20 protein-coding genes are annotated in these 23,668 nt (G+C 71.1%); 11 read left to right on the forward strand and 9 right to left on the reverse strand.

The window, feature by feature from the left end; all coding sequences use genetic code 11:
• The first annotated feature begins 19 nt into the window (after positions 1 to 19).
• The 4 genes from ACFQS2_RS08355 (at position 20) to ACFQS2_RS08370 (ending at position 3,920) form a co-directional block, all read left to right on the forward strand.
• Positions 20 to 1,843: a phosphotransferase gene (locus ACFQS2_RS08355; RefSeq protein WP_377793341.1), complete on the forward strand. Its 1,824-nt coding sequence runs from the start codon at positions 20 to 22 to the stop codon at positions 1,841 to 1,843.
• A gap of 56 nt (positions 1,844 to 1,899) precedes the next feature.
• Positions 1,900 to 2,325: a D-aminoacyl-tRNA deacylase gene (gene dtd / locus ACFQS2_RS08360; RefSeq protein WP_377793342.1), complete on the forward strand. Its 426-nt coding sequence runs from the start codon at positions 1,900 to 1,902 to the stop codon at positions 2,323 to 2,325.
• 47 nt (positions 2,326 to 2,372) lie between these two features.
• Positions 2,373 to 3,119, forward strand: coding sequence for a phosphoglyceromutase (locus ACFQS2_RS08365; protein WP_377793343.1), 747 nt, complete (start codon positions 2,373 to 2,375; stop codon positions 3,117 to 3,119).
• Positions 3,120 to 3,293: 174 nt separating this feature from the next.
• Entirely contained in the window at positions 3,294 to 3,920 is a 627-nt protein-coding gene (locus ACFQS2_RS08370) for a C39 family peptidase (protein ID WP_377016328.1), read from the forward strand.
• A 95-nt stretch (positions 3,921 to 4,015) separates the two neighbouring features.
• Here the strand turns inward: ACFQS2_RS08370 and ACFQS2_RS08375 are convergent, their stop codons facing one another.
• Positions 4,016 to 5,677, reverse strand: a complete 1,662-nt coding sequence (locus ACFQS2_RS08375) for a helicase HerA-like domain-containing protein (RefSeq protein ID WP_377793344.1) — start codon at positions 5,675 to 5,677, stop codon at positions 4,016 to 4,018.
• A gap of 108 nt (positions 5,678 to 5,785) precedes the next feature.
• Between ACFQS2_RS08375 and ACFQS2_RS08380 the strand changes: the two genes are divergently transcribed.
• Positions 5,786 to 6,790 (forward strand): acyltransferase domain-containing protein, encoded by a 1,005-nt coding sequence (locus tag ACFQS2_RS08380; protein WP_377793345.1) that lies wholly within the window; start codon positions 5,786 to 5,788, stop codon positions 6,788 to 6,790.
• Positions 6,791 to 6,827: 37 nt separating this feature from the next.
• Here ACFQS2_RS08380 and ACFQS2_RS08385 read toward each other — a convergent pair whose 3' ends face one another.
• Positions 6,828 to 7,439 carry a TetR/AcrR family transcriptional regulator gene (locus ACFQS2_RS08385; protein ID WP_377793346.1) on the reverse strand — a complete coding sequence of 204 codons (612 nt, stop codon included), beginning with the start codon at positions 7,437 to 7,439 and terminating at the stop codon, positions 6,828 to 6,830.
• A 176-nt stretch (positions 7,440 to 7,615) separates the two neighbouring features.
• Here ACFQS2_RS08385 and ACFQS2_RS08390 point away from each other — a divergent pair, with 176 nt between their 5' ends.
• Positions 7,616 to 9,442, forward strand: a complete 1,827-nt coding sequence (locus ACFQS2_RS08390) for an MDR family MFS transporter (protein ID WP_377793347.1) — start codon at positions 7,616 to 7,618, stop codon at positions 9,440 to 9,442.
• A 107-nt stretch (positions 9,443 to 9,549) separates the two neighbouring features.
• A complete protein-coding gene (locus ACFQS2_RS08395) occupies positions 9,550 to 10,662 on the forward strand; it encodes a GNAT family N-acetyltransferase (RefSeq protein WP_377793348.1) in 1,113 nt (370 codons plus the stop codon).
• A gap of 152 nt (positions 10,663 to 10,814) precedes the next feature.
• Here the strand turns inward: ACFQS2_RS08395 and guaA are convergent, their stop codons facing one another.
• The 3 genes from guaA to ACFQS2_RS08410 all read right to left on the reverse strand — a co-directional run bounded on the left by guaA (position 10,815) and on the right by ACFQS2_RS08410 (position 13,891).
• Positions 10,815 to 12,416, reverse strand: coding sequence for a glutamine-hydrolyzing GMP synthase (gene guaA, locus ACFQS2_RS08400; protein ID WP_377016316.1), 1,602 nt, complete (start codon positions 12,414 to 12,416; stop codon positions 10,815 to 10,817).
• A 155-nt stretch (positions 12,417 to 12,571) separates the two neighbouring features.
• The gene (locus ACFQS2_RS08405) at positions 12,572 to 13,000 is read right to left on the reverse strand and encodes a DUF3817 domain-containing protein (RefSeq protein WP_377016314.1); all 429 of its coding nucleotides are present in this window, start codon (positions 12,998 to 13,000) and stop codon (positions 12,572 to 12,574) included.
• A gap of 3 nt (positions 13,001 to 13,003) precedes the next feature.
• Positions 13,004 to 13,891 carry an SURF1 family protein gene (locus tag ACFQS2_RS08410; protein WP_377793349.1) on the reverse strand — a complete coding sequence of 296 codons (888 nt, stop codon included), beginning with the start codon at positions 13,889 to 13,891 and terminating at the stop codon, positions 13,004 to 13,006.
• A gap of 131 nt (positions 13,892 to 14,022) precedes the next feature.
• On the opposite strand from ACFQS2_RS08410, the gene pta reads away from it, so the two are divergent.
• The 3 genes from pta (at position 14,023) to ACFQS2_RS08425 (ending at position 18,168) form a co-directional block, all read left to right on the forward strand.
• Positions 14,023 to 16,134: a phosphate acetyltransferase gene (gene pta / locus ACFQS2_RS08415; protein ID WP_377793350.1), complete on the forward strand. Its 2,112-nt coding sequence runs from the start codon at positions 14,023 to 14,025 to the stop codon at positions 16,132 to 16,134.
• Positions 16,131 to 17,480 (forward strand): acetate kinase, encoded by a 1,350-nt coding sequence (locus ACFQS2_RS08420; protein ID WP_377793351.1) that lies wholly within the window; start codon positions 16,131 to 16,133, stop codon positions 17,478 to 17,480. Before pta ends, ACFQS2_RS08420 begins: the two co-directional genes overlap by 4 nt.
• Before the next feature lie 109 nt (positions 17,481 to 17,589).
• Positions 17,590 to 18,168, forward strand: coding sequence for a hypothetical protein (locus tag ACFQS2_RS08425; protein WP_377793352.1), 579 nt, complete (start codon positions 17,590 to 17,592; stop codon positions 18,166 to 18,168).
• A gap of 120 nt (positions 18,169 to 18,288) precedes the next feature.
• Here the strand turns inward: ACFQS2_RS08425 and ACFQS2_RS08430 are convergent, their stop codons facing one another.
• Both ACFQS2_RS08430 and ACFQS2_RS08435 read right to left on the reverse strand, forming a co-directional pair.
• On the reverse strand, positions 18,289 to 19,398 hold the full coding sequence (locus tag ACFQS2_RS08430; protein ID WP_377016305.1) for a GuaB3 family IMP dehydrogenase-related protein: 1,110 nt from the start codon (positions 19,396 to 19,398) through the stop codon (positions 18,289 to 18,291).
• A 26-nt stretch (positions 19,399 to 19,424) separates the two neighbouring features.
• Complete coding sequence (locus ACFQS2_RS08435; RefSeq protein ID WP_377793353.1) at positions 19,425 to 20,498, reverse strand: hypothetical protein; 1,074 nt, start codon at positions 20,496 to 20,498, stop codon at positions 19,425 to 19,427.
• A 66-nt stretch (positions 20,499 to 20,564) separates the two neighbouring features.
• Between ACFQS2_RS08435 and ACFQS2_RS08440 the strand changes: the two genes are divergently transcribed.
• Positions 20,565 to 21,083 carry a hypothetical protein gene (locus tag ACFQS2_RS08440; RefSeq protein WP_377793354.1) on the forward strand — a complete coding sequence of 173 codons (519 nt, stop codon included), beginning with the start codon at positions 20,565 to 20,567 and terminating at the stop codon, positions 21,081 to 21,083.
• Between the two features lie 60 nt (positions 21,084 to 21,143).
• Here the strand turns inward: ACFQS2_RS08440 and ACFQS2_RS08445 are convergent, their stop codons facing one another.
• The gene (locus ACFQS2_RS08445) at positions 21,144 to 21,851 is read right to left on the reverse strand and encodes an exonuclease domain-containing protein (protein ID WP_377793355.1); all 708 of its coding nucleotides are present in this window, start codon (positions 21,849 to 21,851) and stop codon (positions 21,144 to 21,146) included.
• Between the two features lie 177 nt (positions 21,852 to 22,028).
• The gene (guaB, locus tag ACFQS2_RS08450) at positions 22,029 to 23,528 is read right to left on the reverse strand and encodes an IMP dehydrogenase (RefSeq protein WP_377016295.1); all 1,500 of its coding nucleotides are present in this window, start codon (positions 23,526 to 23,528) and stop codon (positions 22,029 to 22,031) included.
• Positions 23,529 to 23,668 lie beyond the last annotated feature (140 nt).

Consider the following 23,668-nt stretch of genomic DNA (forward strand, 5'->3'; position numbering starts at 1 on the left):
GGACCAGATAGAAACACCCATGTCACACACGCAGGACGGCTCGGAGCTGCTCACCGGGCCCGGAGCCGGAGGACTGCTCCGCTCGGCCGTGGGCAACTCCGGCGGTGTGCTGCACAGTTGGCAGCTGGACCACGTCGATCATCGTCCCGGCCGCAGCACGAAGGCGCTCTACCGCACGATGGTCTCCTGGCCCGAGCTGGACGGACCACAGGCCCCCGCCCGGGAAGAGCTGTTCGGGGCGAGCGCCCACATCGGCGAGCGTGAGAAGAACCTCTACGTCGCCGAGCAGACCCTGGTGATGACCGACGGCGACATCAACGTCCGCGTCTGGCGCTATCCCCACGACCCGTGGCTGCCGATGCTCCCGCAGGTCTGCTACCCCGACGTCGTCGGCCGCACTCTCCATGACCTCGGGGTGGCGATCGGCAGCGACCCCGACGTCCCGATCGCGATCGACGTCGTCTCCTACCGTCCCGGCCGGCGCGCGGTGCTGCGCGCCAGCCAGGGGGACCGGGCAGTGTTCCTGAAGGTCATGCAGCCTCATCGCAGCGGCGAGATCGTCGATCGTCATCAGCGGCTGCTCGCCGCCGGCGTCCCGGTCCCCGAGGTGCGCGCCCACCACGACGGTCTCGTCGTGCTCGAGGAGCTGCCCGGACGGCCGCTGGCCCGCGTCGTCATCGACGAGGGCGTCGAATCGTGCACCGCCCAGGATCTGGTCGCCCTGCTGGATCGGCTGCCGGCCTCGATGTATCCGCTGCCGCTGCGCCCGCCGTGGACGGACTCGGTCGAGTTCTACGCCGGGATCGTCGGCTCCTCGGTGCCCGTCCTCGGGCCGCGGCTGGATGCGCTCGTGCGCTCGATCCGCGACGGGCTGGCGGCGCTGGAACAGCGGATGGACATGCGCCCCCACGACGTGGTCCACGGCGACTTCTACGAGGCACAGGTCTTCGTGCAGAACGGCAAGGTGGTGGGTCTGCTCGATATCGACACGGTCGGTCCGGGCCGCCGCGCCGACGACCTGGCCTGCCTGCTCGCCCATCTCAGCGTCCTGGCCGACTACGGCAACGCCGGGCGCATCGATCGCGCGATGCAGGAGCGCGTCGAGGAGGCCATCGCCACCTGGCACGAGACGTTCGCCGAGCGCGTGGATCCCACCGAGCTGGCGCTGCGCTGCGCAGGCGTGGTGCTGTCCCTGGCCACCGGGCCCCATCGCCAACAGGAGGCGGCGTGGGAAGCGGCCACCGAGGCGATCGTGCGGGTGGCCGAGGAATGGGTCGAGCGGGCGCGCGCTGCGGAGTCCCGCCGCATGGCGGCCGCCGCCGGGGACACTCCCCCGCCCTCTCCCGCACCGTACGCCGGCCCACCCCGCCCGTCGGCCACGAGCGTCCCCAGCGGCCCCCCGCCCCGGGGCGCCACCGGCGTCCCGCCGGCGCCGCAGCAGCCGCCCGCAGCGCAGCCCGCGCGGCCCGCCCCCTCCGCGGCGACCGGCCAGCGACCGGCTCCCCCTGCTCAGCCGCCTCCCTCCCACGGGACTGCCGCGCCGTCGCAGCCCCAGCAGCAGAACGTGCCGCCCGGATACCAGGCACCGAACGGCGCAGCACCCGCGAGGCGTCCCGCTCCCCCGCAGCCGCCGGCGGCCGCGCAGCAGCAGCACCCGCCGCAGTCCCCGGCTGCCGCGGCCGGCCAGGCGACCACGCAGCAGCAGCCCCCGGCTGCCGCGGCCGGGCAGGCGACCACGCAGCCCATCCCGCTGCGTGATCGGCCGGACGCCGGTGACACCGTCGACAGCGGTGACGACTCCCCCACGCAGGAGCGTCGGATCGGGTCGATCCTGCCCGGATGAGGGCGGTCCTCCCCGGCTGACTGCACCTGGCTCGGCGCCTGTGCCACGATCGGCCCATGCGTGCAGTGATCCAGCGAGTCGATGGTGCCCAGGTCGAGGTCGACGGGGAGGTGATCGGCGCGCTCGAGGGCGAGGGACTGGTCGCTCTGGTCGGCGTCACCCACGAGGACGGCCCCGGGCAGGTCGCGACCATCGCGCGCAAGATCTGCGAGCTGCGCCTCCTCACCGGCGAGCGCTCCGTGCTCGATGCCGGCGCTCAGGTGCTGGTCATCTCGCAGTTCACGCTCTACGCGGACGTGCGCAAAGGGCGGCGACCGTCCTGGAACGGGGCGGCCCCCGCTGCGGTCGCCGAGCCGCTGGTGGACCAGGTCGTCGAGGCGATCCGGCAGCGCGGGGTGAGCGTCGCGACCGGCCGCTTCGGCGCGCACATGCGCGTCGGCCTCACGGGCGATGGACCGGTGACCATCCTCGTCGAGGCGTGAATGGACCACGGCCGACGACCTCGAGGCTCTCCCGTACCCTGGGGACCATGACCTACACACTCGTGCTGCTCCGCCACGGCGAGAGCGACTGGAATGCGAAGAACCTGTTCACCGGATGGGTCGACGTGGCCCTGACCGAGAAGGGCGAGAAGGAGGCCATCGCCGGCGGCACCCTCATGAAGGAGGCCGGCATCCTCCCGGACGTCGTCCACACCTCCCTCCAGCGCCGCGCCATCATGACCGCGAACCTCGCCCTGGACGAGGCCGACCGGCACTGGATCCCCGTCAAGCGCGACTGGCGCCTGAACGAGCGCCACTACGGCGCTCTGCAGGGCCTGGACAAGTCGGAGATCCGCGAGAAGTACGGCGAGGAGCAGTTCATGGCCTGGCGCCGCTCCTACGACACTCCCCCGCCGGAGATCGAGTTCGGCAGCGAGTTCAGCCAGGACCAGGATCCCCGGTACGCGGACCTCGGTGATCAGCTGCCCAAGTCGGAGTGCCTCAAGGACGTCGTCGAGCGCTTCCTGCCGTACTGGGAGGAGGGCATCAAGCCCGACCTGACCGACGGCAAGGTGGTCCTGATCGCGGCCCACGGCAACTCGCTGCGCGCGCTGGTGAAGTACCTCGACGGCATCTCCGACGAGGAGATTCCCGGCCTGAACATCCCCACCGGCCAGCCGCTGGTCTACGAGCTCAACGAGAACTTCGAGCCCGTCGCCAAGGGCGGGCGCTACCTCGACCCGGTCGCCGCGAAGGCCGCCGCCGAGGCCGTCGCCAACCAGGGCAAGAAGTGACCGTCGGCCGCTGACTGCGTCGCAGCGTCCGTCGGCTCGCGTCGGAACGCACGGCGACGACATGGTGAACGCCCCCGGGTTCCGCCCCGGGGGCGTTCGTCGTCCCCGTAGCGTGATCAGGCCGGCCGGCTCCGGTACGGCACGTCCTCCGACACCCCCTGGAAAGGGAATGCCATGACGATGATCGCTCCCGACCGCAGAACGTTCTTCCGGACCCTCGGCGTCACCGCGCTGGCCGGCCTCGGCGCCACGACGCTGGCCCCGTCGGCCTCCGCTGCGGGCGAGTCGCTGCTGCCGACGACCTACCTCCAGCAGCCCAACTTCTTCTACTGCGGTCCCACCGCGGTGTGGATCGCCCTGAGCGCGAAGGTGCAGCCGCCGAGCCTGGACACGCTGGCCGCGGAGCTCGGCACCACGTCGGCTGGCACGAACTTCGGCGCCATCTCCCCCGTGCTGACCAATCGCCTGCCGGGCGCCGTCTACCGTGACCAGTGGATGGCCGGGACCGGAGCGAGCGAGGCCGATGCGAACCTGCTGTGGGACCGGGCGGTCACCAACGTCGACGCGGGCTACGCGACCGTGTGCAACTGGTGGGTCCTGGCCGGGCAGTACCCGAGCTGGGGCGGCAACACCAGCGACATCTTCCACTTCGTGACGATCGACGGCTACGACACCGAGTACCGGACGCTGCGTGTGGCCGATCCCGCCGGGGCCACGCTCGTCTCCGGCCTGCCTGCCCACCATTGGCTGACCCCGCAGCAGGTCGCGGGCTACTGCGCGGGGCGCGGCTACTTCTGGTGACCCCGATTCCCGGCGTCCGCCGCTGATCCTCCCGTGCTGACCGGCTCATCAGGCTGGCTCGACCCGGCGATCAGCGGCGACGCCCGGGCCGGTGGTCAGCGGCGACGCTTGGTGCCGAACAGTCCGCGGGTGACCTCGCGCCCCAGCGCGGTCCCGGCCGAGCGCAGGAACGACCTCACGGCGGGATTGTCGAACAGGCCCGTGTCCTTCGACGAGGAACGGGAGGATCTGCCGCGCGGGGAGGACTTCTCCGAGCCTGCCCGGGTGGAGGACTCATCCTCGTCCGCCGGTGCACTCTCCTCGGTGCGGGACGCCTTCTCCTGCGCATCGGCCTGCTTCTCCGCACGGGCGGCGAGAACCTCGTAGGCGGACTCGCGGTCGACCACCTCGCCGTACTTCTCCGTGAGTTCGGAGGCCGCCACGCAGTCGGAGATGGCCTTCTCCCCCGCGGGCTCCATGGAGGACTCCGGGGCGCGCACCGCCGTGATCGCCACCGGCGTGGGGGCTCCCGTCTCGCTCATCACGGTCACGATGGCCTCACCGGTGCCCAGCGCCGGGATCACCTCGACCAGATCGTGCTCACTGGTGGGGAACGTGGACGCGGTGGCCTTCAGTGCCTTGGCATCGTCCGGGGTGAAGGCACGCAGAGCGTGCTGGACCCGGTTGCCGAGCTGGGCGAGCACGTCACCGGGGATGTCCTTGGGGGTCTGGGTGATGAAGAAGATGCCGACCCCCTTGGAGCGGATCAGGCGCACGGTCTGGACCACCTGATCCAGGAACGCCTCGGAGGCGTCCTTGAACAGCAGATGCGCCTCGTCCAGGAAGAACACCAGCTTGGGCACCTCGAGGTCGCCGACCTCGGGGAGGTCCTCGTACAGCTCGGCGAGCATCCACATCATGAAGGTCGAGAACAGCGCCGGCCGCGTGGCGACCCCGGGCAGCTCGAGGCAGGAGATGATCCCCGAGCCGTCCTCGGCATGGCGCAGCAGCTCCTGCGCGTCGAAGGCCGGCTCGCCGAAGAACACGTCCGCCCCGGAGGCCTCGAAGGCGGTCAGCGAGCGCAGGATGACCCCGGCGGTGGCGGTGGAGATCCCGCCGATGCCCTTGAGCTCGTCCTTGCCCTCGTCGGAGGTGAGGAATTGGATCAGGGCCCGCAGGTCCTTGAGGTCGAGCAGTCCCAGGCCCTGACTGTCGGCGTAGTGGAAGATCAGTCCCAGCGAGCTCTCCTGGGTCTCGTTCAACTCCAGCACCTTGGACATCAGCACCGGGCCGAAATCGCTGACGGTGGTGCGGATCGGCACTCCCTCGCCCTGCCCGCCGAGGGTGAAGAACTCCGTGGGCGCTGCGCGGGAGACCCACTCCTGGCCGCGCGCGGCGGCCCGGGCCGAGAGCTTCTCGGACTCCTCGCCGGGCACGGCGATACCCGAGAGGTCGCCCTTCATGTCCGCGACGAACACGGATGCGCCGGCGTGGGCGGCCTGCTCCGCGATCACCTGCAGGGTGCGCGTCTTGCCGGTGCCGGTCGCGCCGGCGATCAGCCCGTGCCGGTTCAGCATTCCCACGGCCAGGTTCACCGCCGCGGCGGGGTTCGGCTCGCCGTCCTCCAGCATCGCGCCGAGGTGGATACGGCCGCCCTCGAAGGCGTAGGCGTCCCTCACGGCGGCGGCCGACGGGCTCAGCTCGGCTCCCCCGCCGGCCGGGCCCGGGGCCGCAGCGGTCTGGTCCGGGGAGGCCGGGGCTGTCTTCTCGGTGTTCATGCTCGTGCTCCTCCTGCGTCGGCCGGGCCGACGGGCGCGTGGTGTCGACTCTGTGATCGTAGCGGCGCAGATCACAGAGGGCAGGCTGTCCCGGGATACGGTGAGCTCATGACCGAACGCCTCGATGCGCGCCCCGAGATCCTCGGCGATCCGCCCACCGCCGTCCGCCGCGACGACGAGCTCCCGGCCGACGCGATCGCCCAGATGCTGACCGCCCCGTCGGCCCCCGCCCTGATGGAGAAACTGGGCATCACGGGTCAGGACGCCGAGGAGCTCGCTCCCCTGCTGCCGCGTGCTGCGGAGGACGCGGAGATCCTCGCGGAGGTCACGCGGACGGCGAACCTGCTGCGGGCCGGCGCCGGGCTCACGACGCCGACCGTCGGCCTCGAGTCGTTCGCGCAGGCGCAGAATGCCCTGCAGGAGCGACTGGCGCCCGGCGAGGGCCTGATTGCGATCCTGGCGCACCTGGTCAGCACCAGCACGGTGCGCGAGTGGCACGCGGCGCGCGGCCTCACCGCGCAGCAGTCGTGGCTGGTCCTGGCCGACCTCGGCCAGCAGATGCGGATCCACCGTCGCAGCAGCGGGCGCCTGGGACTGCACCAGGTGGGGTGGACGGCGCTGAACTGGGCCGGGCGGCTGTTCCATCTGGGGCGGCTGCAGTTCGACCTGCACCGCATCGACGAGGGCACCGGCCGGGAACGCTGGGTGGTGGGTACGCACATCCCTGCCGACGGCCCGCTGGATCCCGACGCCGTCGAGGACTCCTTCGCCCGCGCCACCGCGTTCTTCACCGAGCACTTCGGCGACCTCGACACCGCTCGCCCCGCCGATGCCCCTCGCTTCGGCCACGAGTTCCGCTGCGAGTCGTGGCTGATGAACCCTGTGCTCGTCGAGGAGCTCGGCGCGGAGTCGAACATCGGCGCGTTCGTCAGCCGCTGGGAGATCATCGACACCGCGCCGGGGGCCGACGGAGCCGCGTTCTTCGTCTTCGGTGTTCGCCCGCCCTACGACCCGGCCACGCTGCCGCGCTCCACCCGGCTCGAGCGCGCGGTCGCCGAGCGGCTGGCCGACGGCCGCGGGTGGGACAGCGGAACCGGCGCCCTGGTGCGCTGACCTCTGCGCTGGCTCGGCAGCGCCGCGATCCCGCGCTCTAGAAGGGCACTCGCCCCGCATCATGCAGGGCCACGACCTCGTCGAACGCCGTGACCAGGTCGATCCCGCGCGCCATGGAGACGGCGAATGCACTGCGGGTCAGGGCGAAGCCCAGCTGGACGGTGATCACCGCGCGCTCGTGCGCATCGGGCCCGTCGAAGGCCTCGGCCATGGCGTCGACCATCTCCGTCTGGACCGAGATCAGGTTGCCCGAGGAGATCGAGTGCAGTTTCGGCTCCCTCGCCATGACCTGCTTCTTCAGCTCTCGCAGGCTGGGATCGGCCGGTGTCGACTCCAGCGCTTCCCGCAGCACCGAACGCAGCGCGTCCCGCGTGCCGGAGCGCACGATCCGCTCATGCAGGCTCTCGACCAGCCTCTCCCCCTCCCCGGAGAGGATGCCGAGGATCGCGGACTCCTTGGTGCTCCAGTGGTTGAAGAAGGTGCGGGTCGAGACGCCGGCGCGCGCGGCGATCATGTCGGCCGTCACGTTCGACAGCCCCTCTTCGAGCACCAGCTCGAGCGCGGCGCGGTGCATGGCGACCCTGGTCAGGCGCTTCTTGCGCTCTCGCAGGCCCATGGAGGCCTCATCAGATGTCTCGTCGTCGTTCACGCGCCCATCGTAGTCCGTGATGTCACAGAAGTTGCACTGAGTGAAATAGTGCAGTGAATGCAACACTTGGTTAGAGTGGAGCGGTCGAGGCCCACCGATGTGCTGCGACCTCCGGCCGCGTCCAGCCACGTCCGGATCCTTCAGCTTCGTCCCTTCGACTCTCCCCGAGGAGCTCAGTGAGCACTGCAACGACCCCGGCGGCGCCCGACGGCACCGCCCCCACCGCCTTCACCGGCCTGGACCGCACGGGCAAACTCGTCTTCGCCGGCCTGATGCTGGGGATGTTCGTCGCATCCCTGTCCCAGACCATCGTCGGCCCCGCCATGCCGCGCATCGTCGCCGAGCTCGGCGGCGTGGAGCACTACAACTGGATCGCCACCGCCGCGATGCTGGTCTCCGCCGTGGCCGTGCCGATCGTCGGCAAGCTCTCGGACCTCTACGGGCGCCGCTGGTTCTACCTCGGCGGCGTCGCCGTGTTCATGATCGGCTCGATCCTGGCCGGGATGTCCCAGGGCTTCTGGTTCCTGGTCTTCGCCCGCGCCGTCCAGGGCGCCGGCATGGGCACCATCCTGCCGCTGTCCCAGACGATCATCGGCGACATCATCCCCCCGCGCCAGCGCGGCAAGTACCAGGGCATCATGGGCGCCGTCTTCGGCGTGACCAGTGTGATCGGCCCGCTCATCGGCGGCACCGTCACCGACAACCTGGGCTGGCGCTGGCTGTTCTACCTCACGCTGCCCGTCGGCGTGGTCGCCTTCGTGTTCATCTGGAAGTTCCTCCACCTCGAGCGCGCGGCCCAGCACGGCAAGGTCGACCTGTGGGGCATCTCCACCCTCACCCCCGGCCTCGTGATCGCCCTGCTGGCCACCAGCCTCGGGGGCACGTCCTACGACTGGGGCTCCTCGATCATCATCGGCATGTACGCCGTCGCGGCGCTGTTCCTGATCGCCTTCGTGCTGATCGAGAACCGCGTCGCCGAGCCACTGCTGCCGATGCATCTGCTGACCCGCCCCATCGTGGCGCTGTCGGTGGCCGCGTCGTTCGCGATCGCCGTCGCCATGTTCGGCGCGATCATCTACATCCCGGTCTACGCGCAGGGCGTCCTGGGCGTCTCGGCCACCAACTCCGGGGCGATCCTCATCCCGCTGTCGGTGGCGATGATCCTGACCTCGATCGTGGTGGGCCTGCTCATCACACGCCTGGGCAGCTACAAGGTGTTCCTCGTCCTCGGCGGCATCGTGCTGGTGACGGGCTACTGGCTGCTGACGCGCCTGCAGTACGGCGATTCGCAGTGGCACCTGACCCTGGCGATGATCGTCATCGGCCTCGGGCTGGGGCTGTGCATGCAGGTGTACACGCTGGTCGTGCAGAACGCCGTGCCTCAGCGGGAGCTCGGGGTGGCCACCGCCGCCGTCCAGTTCTTCCGCAACGTCGGCTCGACCATCGGCACCGCGGTGCTGGGCACCGTGATGACTGCGCAGATGGGCAGCTCCATCCGCGAGCAGATGCAGGCCCTGCCGGCCGAGCAGCAGGCCGCGCTGCAGCAGTCCGGCACCCAGATGGACGCTTCGCAGCTGGAGTCCGCCGTGCTCGATCCCGACGCGCTCTCCCAGCTGCCCGGCTTCCTGGTGGAGCCGATCCGCATGGGCATGGGCGAGGCGATGCACGCCGTGTTCCTGACCGCGGTGCCGTTCGTCGCCGCGGCCCTGCTGCTCTCGCTGTTCGTCAAGCAGGTCCCGCTGCGCAACACCCTGCACTCCGCCGACGAGGCCGCTGCGAGCGCACCCGCCGGCGCCGGCCCCGCCGCGGAAGAGTTCGGCGAGGAGGAGCTGGTCAGCACCAGCACCGGGGCGATCGCCGCGGTCGGGGCCACCGAATCGGTGACCGGCTCCGGCGACGGCCTCGAGACCAGCGGCACCGAGGGGTACGCGCGCTCCGGCGCCACCGGGCTCTCCGGCGCGACCGGATCCGGATCCGACGAGGACCAGCACACCGAACGCTGAGGTTCCCCGGACGAGGATAGAGAGAGAACGGGTCGGCGGCACCACCACGGTGCCGCCGGCCCGTTCTCTCTCTGCCGCGTCCACCGGCGGCGTGGGACCATGAACGGGTGCTTCTGACTGATCACTTCCCGCCCACGATGCCCGCCGCGCTCACCGGCTCCCTCACCACCCGGCTGCCGGTGGAGACCGACGTCGAACCGCTCGCCGAGCTGGTCACGCGAGACATCCGCTCCCACACGCCGGATGGCGTCGAGGATGTCGACGGGCTCCGCTCCCGGCTCGTGGGGCTGAGGTCGTGGGCCCGGCGACAGGTCGTCGTGGTCCCTTCCGCGCCCGACGGCTCCCCGACCCTGGATCAGCCACCGGTGGCCTGGGTGGCCGTCGAGGACCGGGCCGCGGGACGCTCGGACGTGCAGTTCGTCGTGGGCCGCGAGGTGCCCGAGCGGGACCAGCTGGCGGCGGCGCTGCTGGACTGGGCGGAGGAGGCGGCCGGGTCCTTCGCCCGCCATCGCGGCGTGAAGACCACCCAGCTCGACGTGAGCGCGCACGAGGCCGACACCGACCGCGCTCGGCTGCTCACCGCCGCGGGCTACACGATGATGCGCACCTGGCTGCACATGCGCCGCCCCGTCACGCTCGAGGAGACCGGGCCACCGCCGGCCACGCGGCCCGGTACCCGCGTGCGCCGCGTGCACTGCCATCCCTCGGGTCTTCCCGTCGCACAGGACGTGCGCACCGTGCATCGGATGCTCGAGGAGTCCTTCGCCGATCACTTCAGCTCGTACCGGGAGTCGTTCGTCGAGTTCGCTCAGCGCCTGATCGAGGGGCCCGACGAGGCGGACTGGGACCACTGGTGGATCGCCGAGGTGGAGCGCGAGGGACGCTGGCTGCCCGCCGGAGGGCTGGTCACCGCCAAGCTGCGAGCGCGGCCGGAGCTCACCGATCCCGTGGCCCGCGGAGAGGGCACCTACCTCGAGTACCTCGGCGTGCACCGCTCCGCGCGGGGCCTGGGCATCGCGAAGGCGCTGCTGCGCGTGGCCATCGCCGATGCCGCCGAGCGCGGCCGCACCCATGTCGATCTCGAGGTCGACGCAGACTCCCCCACCGGCGCCGACGGGCTCTACGCCGCGATGGGATGGGAGACCTTCGAGCGCACCCAGTCCTGGCATGCCGGCGCCGAGGCGCACCCCTCCCGGCTGCTCGAGCCGCCGGAGGGCTGAGCCCCTGCTTCGCCCGGCCCACGCCCGTCGGACTGTGGCCAGTGGCGTCGCAGAATCGGCCGAAAATGCGACACCACTGGCCAAAGTTCCCTCGCCGTTCCGGCGCGAGACGCGGGCGGCGCGGCCGCGGCGGGCCGGCTACCTGCCGGGGCTCACTCCCACTCGATGGTCCCCGGTGGCTTGCTGGTGATGTCCAGCGCCACTCGGGTGACCTCGGCGACCTCGTTGGTGATGCGGGTGGAGATGCGACCGAGGACCTCGTAGGGCACCTTGGCCCAGTCCGCGGTCATGGCGTCGTCGCTGGTGACCGGGCGCAGCACCACCGGGTGGCCGTAGGTGCGGCCGTCACCCTGGACGCCGACGGAGCGCACGTCGGCCAGCAGCACCACGGGGCACTGCCAGATGTCGCGGTCCAGGCCGGCGGCGGTGAGCTCGGCGCGGGCGATCGCGTCGGCCCTGCGCAGCACGTCCAGGCGCTCCTTGGTGACCTCGCCGATGATGCGGATGCCCAGGCCCGGCCCGGGGAACGGCTGGCGCCAGACGATCTCGTCGGGCAGGCCCAGCTGGGAGCCGACGGCGCGCACCTCGTCCTTGAACAGGGTGCGCAGCGGCTCGACCAGCTCGAAGTTGAGATCCTCGGGCAGGCCGCCGACGTTGTGGTGGCTCTTGATGTTCGCGGCGCCCTCCCCGCCGCCGGACTCGACGACGTCGGGGTACAGCGTGCCCTGGACCAGGAAGGCCTTCGCCTCGGCGTGCGCCTCGCCGCCCTCGTCCTCGATGACGCCGCGCTCGCGGAGGATGTCCGCCTGGGCCTGCTCGAAGGTGCGGATGAACTCGCGACCGATGATCTTGCGCTTCTGCTCGGGGTCATCGACCCCGGCGAGTGCGGTGAGGAACTGCTCCTCGGCGTCGACGACGACGAGCTTCGCGCCGCCGGTGGACTCGCCGAAGGTCTTCTCGATCTGCGCGGATTCGTCCTGTCGCATCAGGCCGTGGTCGACGTAGACGCAGGTGAGGCGGTCGCCGATGGCGCGCTGGACCAGCGCGGCGGCGACGGCGGAGTCGACCCCGCCCGAGAGCGCGCAGATGGCGGTGCCCTCCCCGACCTGCTCACGGATCCGCTCGACCTGCTCGTCGATGACGTTGCCGGTGGTCCAGGTCGGCTCGAGGCCCGCCCCGCGGTACAGGAAGTTCTCCAGCACCTCCTGGCCGCGGTCGGAGTGGCCGACCTCGGGGTGCCACTGCACGCCGTACAGGCACTTCTCGGGGTGCTCGAAGGCGGCGACCGGGCTGCCTGCGGAGGTCGCGATAACGCGGAATCCCTCGGGAGCCGCAGTCACGGAGTCGCCGTGGCTCATCCAGATGTTCTGGTCGACATCCTGGTCGGACAGCAGCTGCGAGGCGGAATCGACGGCCTCCAGACGGGTCGCGCCGTACTCGCGCACACCCGTCGGGGCGACGGTGCCCTCCAGGGCCGCTGCCATCGACTGGAAGCCGTAGCAGAGCCCGAGCACGGGCACGCCCGCGGTCAGCAGCTCGGGATCCAGGCGCGGGGCGCCCTCCTCGTAGACGGAGCTGGGCCCGCCGGAGAGGATGATCGCGCGCGGCTGCCTGGCGAGGATCTCCGCGGCCGGCGTCGTATGCGGGACGACCTCGGAGTAGATGCGGGCCTCGCGGACTCGGCGGGCGATGAGCTGGGCGTACTGGGCGCCGAAGTCGACGACGAGGACGGGGCGCTGATCGGTGTCGGTCACACTCCGAGTCTACGGGCGCGCCGCGCCTTCAGGGTGCTCCGTCCGGGTGCGGGCGGCGCAATGCTCGTCACGCTGGCGAGGCGTGGCACGCGGATGCGGCCAGGGCTGGATCGGCGGCTGCGGGCGGAGCGTTCTCCACCTGCAGCCACGGTGGCTCAGGCCGTGCTGGACCGGCCACCGCGACCGGCGCCGTCCTCGTCCTGCAGCGTCGGCCGCTGGGCGAGGTCGGTCTCCACGGCCTGGTGGGTCCAGCGCTCCCCGAAGAAGGACAGCACGGGGACGACCCCGAAGAACATCAGCAGCAGCATGCGCGGCAGTGCCCATCGCATCTTCAGCCACAGGTCGAAGCCGAGGATCACGTAGACCATGTAGATCAGGCCGTGGATCGGGGACCACACCTCGGAGATCTGGTCCCAGGTGGCCGAGGTGGAGGAGAACCAGGTCTCCCCGCCGAAGACGACGTAGCGCATCGTCATGATGCCCACCAACACGAGCAGGGCGACGCCCTCCACGATGGAAGCCACGCGGAAGCGGGCGAAGGAGGTCCTGATGGCGACTTCGTCGAGAGGCCGGGGGGTGGGCACGGGTCACACGTCCTTGTCGGGGGTCGGGCTGGTCTGCGCGGTGGCAGTCGGTGAAGAAGCCGAGGCGGCGGTGGCCGGTTCGGGTGAGGATGCGTCGGGATCCGTCTCGCTGGCCGCGCGGGCCAGCTGGTCCTGCATCGCCTCGCGCCGCTCCGCGAGCTCGTCGAGGTAGGCGGTGCGCACCGAGCGCCACCAGAGGTAGAGGAAGAAACCGCCGAACAGTATCCACTGCGCGGCGTAGCCGAGGTTCTGCCAGTCCAGGCCACGGCTGAAGGCGGATTCGGCCGCCGGCATCGGGTGCAGCTCGTCGGCCTCGGAGACCTGGGCGAGGTAGCCCGAGTACATCGGGGATCCCCACTCGTTGACCAGCAGCGGGGTCGCGATCGCATCGGTGAGGCCGCCGGAGACGCCGTCGGCCGCGGGTTCGCTGGCCTCCAGGCGCCCGCGGACGGTGACCTCGCCGGTCGGCACGGGCGGGGCGAGCGCGGGGTCCGGCTCGCCGTCCGTCCCGGTGACCGCGTCGGACTCGATCCAGCCGCGGGCCACCGGCAGACGGGCCTCGGTGCCGTCATCGAGCCGGACGTGCAGGGCGGCGACGACGATCACGGCGTCCGTCCCGTCGATCCGGCGGTCGGGCACCAGCACCTGCTCGTCAGGGGCGTACTGGCCGGTGGCGGTGACGAAGTCGCCGACGATCTCGTTGGTGACCGCGTCGCCCACGCCGAGCACATCCTGGATCTGACCCAGCTCTGCGGGGCCGTCCGCCCGGTCCGTGATCGCGCGGTGCGCCCTGTCCCACTGCCAGGAGGCGAGCAGTCCGCACACGAGCGTGGCCACCACCATCAGGGCGAGCAGCCCGAGGTAGCGGGGTCGGAGGGCGGTGCGGAGCATGGGCCCATGGTAGGAGCGGCGACTGGGAGCACCGCTGGGACGGGTGCTGGTCCTCACACCCGTGCAGCCCGCGGTGGCCGGCGGGACCGAGGGCCTCCCCGGTCGCGGCCTGGCCGCCGTACGCTGTGGGCGTGCCGCACAGTGTGTATATCGCCAGCCCGGAGGGGATGACCGGCAAGTCGATGGTGGCTTTCGGTCTGCTCGAGACCCTCGCCTCCCGTTCCGACCGCGTCGGGGTCTACCGCCCCGTCGTCAAGGCCGACCACAGCCGCGACTACGCGGTCGACCTGCTGACCAGCCATCCCGCCGTCGACCAGGCCTACGAGGATGCTGTCGGCGTCGACCACCAGCTGCTGCTGTCGGACCCGGACGCCGCCCACGAGCGGATCCTGGGCCGGTACCGCGAGCTCGCCGAGCGCTACTCCATGCTGGTCGTCCTCGGCTCGGACTACGACGACCTCGCCAACCCCACCGAGCTCGCCTTCAACGCCGAGGTCGCGGCGAACATGGGTGCCCCGGTGGTGGTCGTCGTCTCGGGCCTGGACCGCAGCCCGGACCAGATCGCCGCATTGGCCGCGGTCTCCGTCGGCGAGTTCTCCGGCCACCACGCCGCCCCGATCGCCGTGGTCGTCAACCGCGCCGAGGCGGAGTCGCTGGACGCCGTCCAGGCCGCGGTGAGCGCCAAGGTCGACGGCGCCCTGGTCGCCGTGATCCCCGAGAGCCCGGTGATCATGGCGCCGACGGTCCAGCAGGTCAAGGACGCCGTGAGCGGGACGCTCCTGCAGGGCAGCAGCGAGTGGCTGGACCGGGTCGCGATCGGCACCGTGGTCGCCGCGATGAGCCTGCCCAACGTGCTCAGCCGCCTCAGCGAGAACTGCACCGTGATCGCCCCCGGAGACCGGTTCGACCTGCTGCCGGGACTGGTGATGGCCCAGCAGTCCGGCACCTTCCCGTCCCTGTCCTCCATCGTCCTGACCGGCGGCTACGACGTGCCCGAGGAGGTCCAGCGGCTGATCTCCGGGGTCCGGCAGGACCTGCCGATCATCGCCACGGACCTCTCGACCTTCGACACCGCCGTCCGGGTGGCGCGGACCCGGGGCCGGCTCTCGGCCGGCAGCGGTCAGAAGGTCGACGCCGCCCGCCGCGCCGTCGCCGAGCACCTGCCCACCTCACAGCTGCTGGCCGCGCTCGAGGTCAACCGCAGCGAGGTCATCACCCCGATGATGTTCGAGTTCGAGCTGCTGGCCCGCGCCCGCGGCCGGAAGAAGACGATCGTGCTGCCCGAGGGCGACGAACCCCGCATCATCGCCGCCGCCGAGTCGATCCTCGCCCGCGGCGTGGCGGACCTGATCCTGCTGGGCGAGGAGAACCAGATCCGGGCGAAGGCCTCCCAGCTCGGTCACGACATCTCCGAGGCCCGGATCGTCTCCCCGCAGGACGAGGACCATCTCCAGTGCTACGCCGCCGAGTACGCCCGGCTGCGCGCGAAGAAGGGCGTCACCCTCGAGCAGGCCCGGGAGAAGATCCAGGACGTCTCCTACTTCGGCACCATGATGGTCCAGCTCGGGGAGGCCGACGGCATGGTCTCCGGCGCGGTGCACTCCACCGCCCACACGATCCGCCCGTCGTTCGAGATCATCAAGACCAAGCCCGGCGCCCAGATCGTCTCCTCCGTGTTCCTCATGGCGCTGGAGGACCGGGTGCTCGTCTACGGCGACTGCGCCGTGAACCCGGACCCGACGGCCGAGCAGCTGGCCGACATCGCGGCGCAGTCGGCCGCCACCGCGGAGCAGTTCGGCATCGCCCCGCGCGTGGCGATGCTGTCCTACTCCACCGGGACCTCCGGCTCCGGGGCCGACGTCGACAAGGTGCGCGAGGCCACCGAGCTGGTCCGCAGCGCGAACCCGCAGCTGGATGTCGAAGGCCCGATCCAGTACGACGCCGCGGTCGATGCCTCCGTCGCCAAGACGAAGCTGCCGGACTCCTCGGTCGCCGGGCGGGCGACGGTGTTCGTCTTCCCGGACCTCAACACCGGCAACAACACGTACAAGGCCGTCCAGCGCTCGGCCGGGGCGATCGCCATCGGCCCGGTGCTGCAGGGGCTGAACAAACCGGTCAACGACCTCTCCCGCGGCGCGCTGGTCGACGACATCATCAACACCGTCGTCATCACCGCCATCCAGGCCCAGGCGGCCGACGCCGAGGCCGCCTCCACCCCGAGCATCTCGAAGGACGACGCATGAGCTCGCAGCCCTCCCCCGCCGACGGCACCTCCGGGACCGACGCCACCTCGGGTGCCGACGCCTCCGGGCCCGGAGCCACCTCCGGCGCCGGAGCCTCCGACGCGGCCGAGGCGTCCACGCCGCTGCCCGCGGCGGACACCTCGACCGTGCTGGTCGTGAACTCCGGATCGTCCTCGCTGAAGTTCCAGCTGCTGGACCCGGTCAGCGAGACGGTGTTCGCCTCCGGCCTGGTCGAGCGGATCGGCCAGGACGATGCCAGCGCCCGCCTGAGCGTCGGCGACGCCTACGCCCCGTACAACGGGGAGGTCTCCGACCACGTCGCGGCGATGAAACTGGTCAGCCGACTGTTCGAGGACGCCGGGCTGTCCCTGGCCGATGCCCACGTGGTCGCCGTCGGCCATCGGGTGGTCCAGGGCGGGGCGCGGTTCTCCGAGCCCACGCTGATCGACTCGTGGGTCCGCGACCAGATCGCCGATCTCGGCAAGCTCGCGCCGCTGCACAATCCGGCGGCCGTGGACGGCATCGACGCGGCGCGCACCCTGCTGCCGGACATCCCCCACGTGGCGGTGTTCGACACTGCGTTCTTCACCCAGCTGCCGGAGGCCTCGCGCACCTACGCGCTGAACAAGTCCATCGCCGCCGAGTACCGGATCCGCCGCTACGGCGCCCACGGCACCAGCCACCGGTACGTCTCCCAGCAGGTGGCCTCGATGCTCGCCGCCGAGGGCGCGGACACCTCCCAGCTGCGCCAGATCGTGCTGCATCTGGGCAATGGCGCCTCCGCCTCGGCGGTCCGCGGCGGGCGCCCGATCGACACCTCCATGGGGCTGACGCCGCTGGAGGGCCTGGTGATGGGTACCCGCACGGGCGATATCGACCCCAGCGTGTACGCCCACCTGCACCGCAGCGCCGGCATGAGCGTCGATGAGATCGACACGGTGCTGAACAAGCAATCCGGCATGCAGGGCCTCAGCGGCATGAGCGACTTCCGGGACATCACCGCCGCCATCGACAACGGCGACCAGAACGCGGAACTGGCCATGCAGGTCTACGTCCACCGGTTGCGCAAATACATCGGCTCCTACGCGTTCGCCCTCGGCGGCCTGGACGCGATCACCTTCACCGCCGGGATCGGCGAGAACGTGCCCCAGGTGCGCGAGCGCGCCCTGGCCGGCCTCGAGGGCTTCGGGATCGTGCTCGATACCCGGCGCAACGCCGAGCGCTCGAAGGACGCGCGCGTCATCTCCGCCGACGACTCCGCGGTGCGGGTGCTCGTGGTACCGACCGACGAGGAGCTCGCCATCGCCCAGCAGTCCCTGGAGCTGGCCCGCTCGCGCAAGGGCTGAACCTCCGGCGGGGTTCCGGCGAGCTCGACCCCCTTTGTGGACGGGCGCCGAGAGGCGGCCGGGCCACCGTAGGCTGGGCACGCCCGTCGCCTCCCGTCCCAGGAGAACCATGGCCTACCAGAGCCCCTACGGCGCCCCGTACCAGTCCTCGTACGGATACGTGCCGCCGCCGAAGAAGCGCGGCATGAAGCGGATCGTGTTCGGGATCCTGGGGATCGTCGCGAACCTCATCGGTCTGGTGGTGATGCCGATCATCGCCGGATTCGTCGCAGCGGTGATCGCCGGGATGGGGCTGCTGGAGTCGGAGCCGCTGGACCCGAACGGCGGGACCATCAGCACCTCGTCGATGAACGCCTACATGATCGCAGTGCCGGTCGACGAGGTCGACCAGGTCACCTGCGACTTCACCGGCTCGGACGGCGAGGAGGTCATCGTCGAGCCCCAGGCGGACACCGACCTCACCACGACGGTCGACGGCGTCGAGTACCAGTCGATCTACCAGATCAACACCTTCGGCGGGCAGGACGTCACCGTGGACTGCCAGGGTGCGAGCTCGGCGGCCTACTCCGAGATGGGGCTGACCGGGGTCTTCGTGAGCATCGGCATCGGGCTGCTGCTGCCGATCGTGCTGGGCATCGCGGCGCTCATCCTGCTGATCTGGGGCATCGTCGCCCGCGTACGCTCCTGATCCACGGGCCGGGACACACCGGCCCGCGAGATCCGTGACCCGGTGGGTATGACTGCCGAGTTCCCCTGCTTTCGCAGATCCCGCGCCAGGACGCCCGCGGCGCGCTGGGGTCCGAGCGCCTCAGGCCGTGGTGACGACCTCGACGCGCTGGAACTCCTTGAGGTCGAGGTAGCCGGTGGTGGCCATCGCGTGGCGCAGAGCGCCGACGAGGTTGGTGGTGCCGTCGGCTCCGTTGGAGGGCCCGAACAGGATCTGCTCGAGGGACCCGGCGGTGCCGACCTCGACGCGGTGACCGCGGGTCAGGGTCGGGTGGTGGGCCTCCGAGCCCCAGTGGTGACCGCCGCCGGGGGCCTCCTCGGCGCGAGCGAGCGCCGCACCGACCATGAGGCCGTCGGAGCCGCAGGCGATCGCCTTGATCAGGTCACCGGAGCGGCCCAGGCCGCCGTCGGCGATGACATGCACGTAGCGGCCTCCGGATTCGTCCATGTAGTCGCGGCGGGCGGCGGCGACGTCGGCCACCGCACTGGCGAGCGGGACGGAGATGCCGAGGGTCTCCTCGGTGGTCTGGGAGGCGCCGCCGCCGAAGCCGACGAGGACTCCTGCCGCGCCGGTGCGCATCAGGTGCAGCGCGGCGGTGTACGTCGCGCAGCCGCCGACGATGACGGGCACGTCGAGCTCGTAGATGAAGCGCTTGAGGTTCAGGGGTTCGCGGCCGGTCGAGACGTGCTCGGCCGAGACGGTGGTGCCGCGGATGAAGAACAGGTCCACCCCGGCATCGACCACTGTCTTCCAGTGCTCCTGCGTGCGCTGCGGGGACAGTGCCCCGGCGGCGGTGACGCCCGCGTCGCGCAGCTGCTGGATGCGGTCACGGATCAGCTCGGGCTTGACCGGCTCCTGGTAGATCGAGCGCATCACGTTCACCACCTCGTCGCCCGAGGCGGCGGCGACCTGCGCGAACTGCGCCGAGGGATCCTCGTAGCGGGTCCACAGGCCCTCGAGGTCGAGCACGCCGAGCCCGCCGAGCCGGCCGAGCTGGATCGCGGTCTCGGGGGACATCAGCGAGTCCATCGGGGCGGCGAAGATCGGGATGTCGAAGTGGTAGGCGTCGACCTGCCACGCCGTGGAGACGTCCTCCGGGTCCCGGGTGCGTCGGGAGGGGACCACCGCCACGTCGTCGAAGCTGTAGCTGCGCCGTCCCCGCTTGTTGCGGCCGATCTCGATCTCGCTCATCACGCAGGGAGTCTACCGGCGACGAGCTATGTCCCGTCCGGCCTTCTCGTGGAGGCGGCTGCCGCGATGAGGCCGGCCACCACCAGGAGCAGGCCGATCCCGGTCAGGGTCGGGACGAGGAAGGTGTTCACCGACTCGAACGCACGGACCGCACCCAGGTCCGCGTACAGGGACAGCCGCGATTGGAACCAGACGAACATCCCGCCGAAGATCTCCTGGACGAGCACCCTGATCAGCAGCGCGCCGAGCAGGAAGCCACCATCCGCGCGGGCGAGGCGCGAGGGCGACCCCAGTGCCATGCCGCCGCCGATGCCGGCGAGGACCATGCCGAGCAGCGCCACGATGGTCACGGTGGCGGTAGCGGGCCACCCCGTGAAGAACAGCCCGGCCCATCCGTAACTCCACCAGCTCACCCCCGACATCAGCACCCGCACCAGGGCGACGGCGGATTCGCCCAGCAGAATCAGCGCGCCCGTGATCGCGACGGCTCCGGAGGCGACGGACGCGCGCACGGTCGGGGCACGGCGCGGCGCAGTCAGCAGCAGCACGCAGGAGAGCAGGCCAGCCACCAGGCCGGTTCCGGAGGCCAGAACCAGCACCCCTGCCACCATGGCGAAGAAACTGTTGTCGAAAGTCATCGAGGCGTACCGGCTGAGAACCGCCGCGGGGATGGTGAGCACCAGCGGTGCCACCACCGCGATGATCGCCGCGGCGCCGCCCACCCGGGCGCGGCCGCGGGAGAGTCCCAGCGCCATCGCGCCGCCCACGATCGCCAGTACGCTCAGTGCCATCCAGGCAGCAGTCTGCGCCACGTCGATGGCGATCGCCGGCGGCGATGCCAGCGACCGGCGCAGGACGATGGTGGCGCCGGCAAGGTCGTTGACCGTGAACCTGCCGGTGCCCAACAGCCGCTGAACCATGTCGCCGCCGTGCAGCAGGCCGAGAAGTCCGGCGGCGATCCCCGTGATGATCGTGCTGGTGGTGAGCACGGACGAGGGCCGCCGCGAGGCCCCGGCCGCTTCGGCGGAGACGGCTGCACCCGGCCCGGCCCCCTCGGCAGGTGCGGCGTCACCGCCGTGGAATGCATCGCGGGGTTCCATGGCACTCACCCTAGAGGCGCTCTACGGGCGGCGCACCCCGACACCTCCCCGGGATACCGTGGTCCGATGACCTCGGAGGACGGACGCCGCGAGCGGGGACCTTCCCTGCTGTGGCCCTGGGCGGTCACCGGCGTGGGCGTGGCGCTGATGGCTCTCGAGGTCATTCGACTCGTCCAGACGGAGCCGGCCGCCGGGGACGCCCGGCCGATGAGCGGACTGGTCCTGGCCAGCGCGCTGGCACTGGGAGGGTTCTCGCTGACCCGGCTGCTGCAGCTGATGAGGTTCGCCGCCTCCCGACGTGGAACCGCGAACTCCGCGGCCGCCGGCAGAGCCGCCCGTGGTCTCCCGGAGGTGCCATGGCAGCTGACCGATGCGCACGCCATGCATGCGGTGTGGGTCATCGGCGTCGGCGCATCCGTCGCCCTCATGGGCGTACTGGGTCTGTGGTCCGCGCTGGATGGCAGGCCCTCCGGCCTCGAGCCCGGGTGGCCGCTGCTGTTGCTCGGTGCCGTGGTGGCCGGGCTGGCACGGGCGGCATCGTGGCGCACCACGGCGATGTGGAAGGACTCCGCCGACGGGCTCTGACGGGTCAAGGCAGGTCAGTGCGCTCTTCTCGCAGCGTCACCCGGCGCAGGCGCGCTCGGCTCACAGCGGCCAGGTGAGGCTGACGTCGGGCGTGCGGCCCTTCTTCTGGAGAAACTGGTTGAAGTTCTCCGCCCACGAACGGTGCCAGGCGATCTGTTCGCGGTGGAGATCGGCCAGGGTCGATGCGGCCAGCTGCCGGTGGGCCGTGACGAGGGCGCGCAGCACGTCCAGGGTGGCGGAGACGTCGACGTCGGCCGTGTGCAGCTGCCCGTCCTGCTCGATGCCGTAGTGGGCGAGCAGGTCGGTCAGGGTGCGCTTGCCCTTGCGGTACCGGTCCACTCCCCGGTCCACCACCAGGGGGTCCAGCACCGGGGCGATGTCGTGGCCGAGGCGGGCGGCGAGCGTGGGCAGGCCGAGCCGGGTCAGTTCGTTCTCGAGGATGGCCAGGTCGAAGCTGCCGTTGAAGGCGACCAGGGGCACGTCCTTGCCGAGGGCCTCCGCGATCATCGTGGCCACTTCGTCCAGTGCCGCGGCGGCGGCCATGCCGTGCGCGCGGGCGTGCTCGGTGCTGATGCCGTGGACGCGCTGCGCGGGCTCGGGGATGTCCATCTCGGGGTCGATGAGCCAGGTCGCGATGGTCTCGTTCTCCCGGCCGGGGCCGACCGAGTGCACCAGCGCCACGGTGACGATCCGGTCGGAGGTCACGTTCGTGCCGGTGGTCTCGGTGTCGAATCCGAGCAGGGGGAGGTCGATCCAGGTGGAGGGCATGCACTCAGGCTATCGGCCGCGGCTGACGGCCGGTCCCTGCGCGGGCGGCAGTGGACGAGGGCGTGTTGGGGAGGACCCGTGCCGTGCGCTCGATGGCGTGTGCGGGATCAGCGGGACGTGCGGAGTCAGACAGGTGCGGGCCCAGCGGCACGTGTGCTCACAGAGCGACGCGCGGCCTCAGTGCGACGTGTAGTTGGGAGCTTCCATGATCGCGGCCATGTCGTGCGGGTGGGATTCCTTCAGACCGGCCGAGGTGATGCGCACGAACTGGCCGTTCTCCTTGAGCTCGGCCACGGTGTTCGCGCCGACGTAGAACATCGACTGGTGCAGCCCGCCGACGAGCTGATGGATGACCGTGCCGAGCTGGCCGCGATAGGCGACGCGGCCCTCGATGCCCTCGGGAACGATGTTGTCGTCGCTGGAGACGTCGGCCTGGAAGTAGCGGTCCTTGGAGAAGGACTGCTTGCCGCGGGAGGCCATGGCCCCGAGCGAGCCCATGCCGCGGTAGGACTTGTACTGCTTGCCGCCGACGAGGACGACCTCGCCCGGGGACTCCTCGGTTCCGGCCAGCAGCGAGCCGACCATGACGGTGTCGGCCCCGGCGACCAGGGCCTTGGCGATGTCACCGGAGTACTGCAGGCCGCCGTCGCCGATCAGCGGCACGCCCGCGGGCCCGCAGGCCTTGGAAGCTTCGTGGATGGCGGTGATCTGGGGGACGCCGACGCCGGCGACCACGCGCGTGGTGCAGATGGAACCGGGTCCGACGCCGACCTTGACCGCGTCGGCCCCGGCATCGACGAGGGCCTGCGCGCCGGCGCGGGTGGCGACGTTGCCGCCGATGACCTGGACGCCGGCGAAGGCGGGGTCGTTCTTGATGCGCCGGATCATGTCCAGGGCGAGACGGGCGTGGCCGTTGGCGGTGTCGACGACCAGCACGTCGGCCCCCGCATCGCGCAGCGCGCCGGCGCGCTCGAGGGAGTCACCGAAGAAGCCGACGCCCGCGCCGACCAGGAGGCGCCCCTGGGAATCCTTGGAGGCGTCGGGGAACTGCTCGGACTTCACGAAGTCCTTCACGGTGATCAGCCCGCGCAGCACGCCGTCGGCGTCGACCAGCGGCAGTCGCTCTCGCTTGTTCTTGCGCAGCAGGGCGGTGGCCTGCTCGGGGGTGACGTCCTCGGGCGCGGTGAACAGCTCGGTGGTCATGACGTCGCGGACCTTGGTGCGGGCCCACTCGGCGACGGGGATGAAGCGCAGGTCGCGGTTGGTGCAGATGCCCAGCAGGTGCTCAGTCTCGTCGACCACGGGCAGGCCGGAGACGCGGTACTGGCCGCAGACCGCGTCGAAGTCCTCCAGGGTGGCTTCGGGGCCGATGGTCACCGGGTTGGTGATGCGACCGGTCTGGGTACGCTTGACCAGATCGACCTGGTGGGCCTGGTCCTCGATGGAGAGGTTGCGGTGCAGGATGCCGATGCCGCCGTGGCGAGCCATGGCGATCGCCATCCGGGACTCGGTGACGGTGTCCATCGCGGCGCTGGCCAGCGGCACCCGCAGGGTGATCTCCCGGGTCAGCCGACTTGAGGTGTCTGCCTCGGAGGGGATCACATCGGTCTCCCCCGGCAGCAGCAGGACGTCGTCGTAGGTCAGGCCGATGAAACCGAAGGGATCCGCGCTCGTCATGGCCCGATCGTAGCCGCGCGGGCCCGGCCCGTGCAGTCCTGCTCGCCACACCTGCCCTCACAGGCCGCCTCCTGACCTGCGAGAACGCCATGGGTGGCCACCATCACCCCGCGCAGGGCGAGAACATCGCCCTGGGCAGG

It is taken from the genome of Brachybacterium sp. GCM10030267 (assembly GCF_042666875.1).
Taxonomy (GTDB): domain Bacteria; phylum Actinomycetota; class Actinomycetes; order Actinomycetales; family Dermabacteraceae; genus Brachybacterium.

What these genes read in the sequence shown, in the direction of transcription:
- ACFQS2_RS08355 (WP_377793341.1), top strand. Translation starts at nt 20, where the DNA reads ATGTCACACACGCAGGACGGCTCGGAGCTGCTCACCGGGCCCGGAGCC.
- dtd (WP_377793342.1), top strand. Translation starts at nt 1,900, where the DNA reads ATGCGTGCAGTGATCCAGCGAGTCGATGGTGCCCAGGTCGAGGTCGAC.
- ACFQS2_RS08365 (WP_377793343.1), top strand. Translation starts at nt 2,373, where the DNA reads ATGACCTACACACTCGTGCTGCTCCGCCACGGCGAGAGCGACTGGAAT.
- ACFQS2_RS08370 (WP_377016328.1), top strand. Translation starts at nt 3,294, where the DNA reads ATGACGATGATCGCTCCCGACCGCAGAACGTTCTTCCGGACCCTCGGC.
- ACFQS2_RS08375 (WP_377793344.1), bottom strand. Translation starts at nt 5,677, where the DNA reads ATGAACACCGAGAAGACAGCCCCGGCCTCCCCGGACCAGACCGCTGCG.
- ACFQS2_RS08380 (WP_377793345.1), top strand. Translation starts at nt 5,786, where the DNA reads ATGACCGAACGCCTCGATGCGCGCCCCGAGATCCTCGGCGATCCGCCC.
- ACFQS2_RS08410 (WP_377793349.1), bottom strand. Translation starts at nt 13,891, where the DNA reads ATGCTCCGCACCGCCCTCCGACCCCGCTACCTCGGGCTGCTCGCCCTG.
- ACFQS2_RS08420 (WP_377793351.1), top strand. Translation starts at nt 16,131, where the DNA reads ATGAGCTCGCAGCCCTCCCCCGCCGACGGCACCTCCGGGACCGACGCC.
- ACFQS2_RS08425 (WP_377793352.1), top strand. Translation starts at nt 17,590, where the DNA reads ATGGCCTACCAGAGCCCCTACGGCGCCCCGTACCAGTCCTCGTACGGA.
- ACFQS2_RS08430 (WP_377016305.1), bottom strand. Translation starts at nt 19,398, where the DNA reads ATGAGCGAGATCGAGATCGGCCGCAACAAGCGGGGACGGCGCAGCTAC.
- ACFQS2_RS08435 (WP_377793353.1), bottom strand. Translation starts at nt 20,498, where the DNA reads ATGGAACCCCGCGATGCATTCCACGGCGGTGACGCCGCACCTGCCGAG.
- ACFQS2_RS08440 (WP_377793354.1), top strand. Translation starts at nt 20,565, where the DNA reads ATGACCTCGGAGGACGGACGCCGCGAGCGGGGACCTTCCCTGCTGTGG.
- ACFQS2_RS08445 (WP_377793355.1), bottom strand. Translation starts at nt 21,851, where the DNA reads ATGCCCTCCACCTGGATCGACCTCCCCCTGCTCGGATTCGACACCGAG.
- guaB (WP_377016295.1), bottom strand. Translation starts at nt 23,528, where the DNA reads ATGACGAGCGCGGATCCCTTCGGTTTCATCGGCCTGACCTACGACGAC.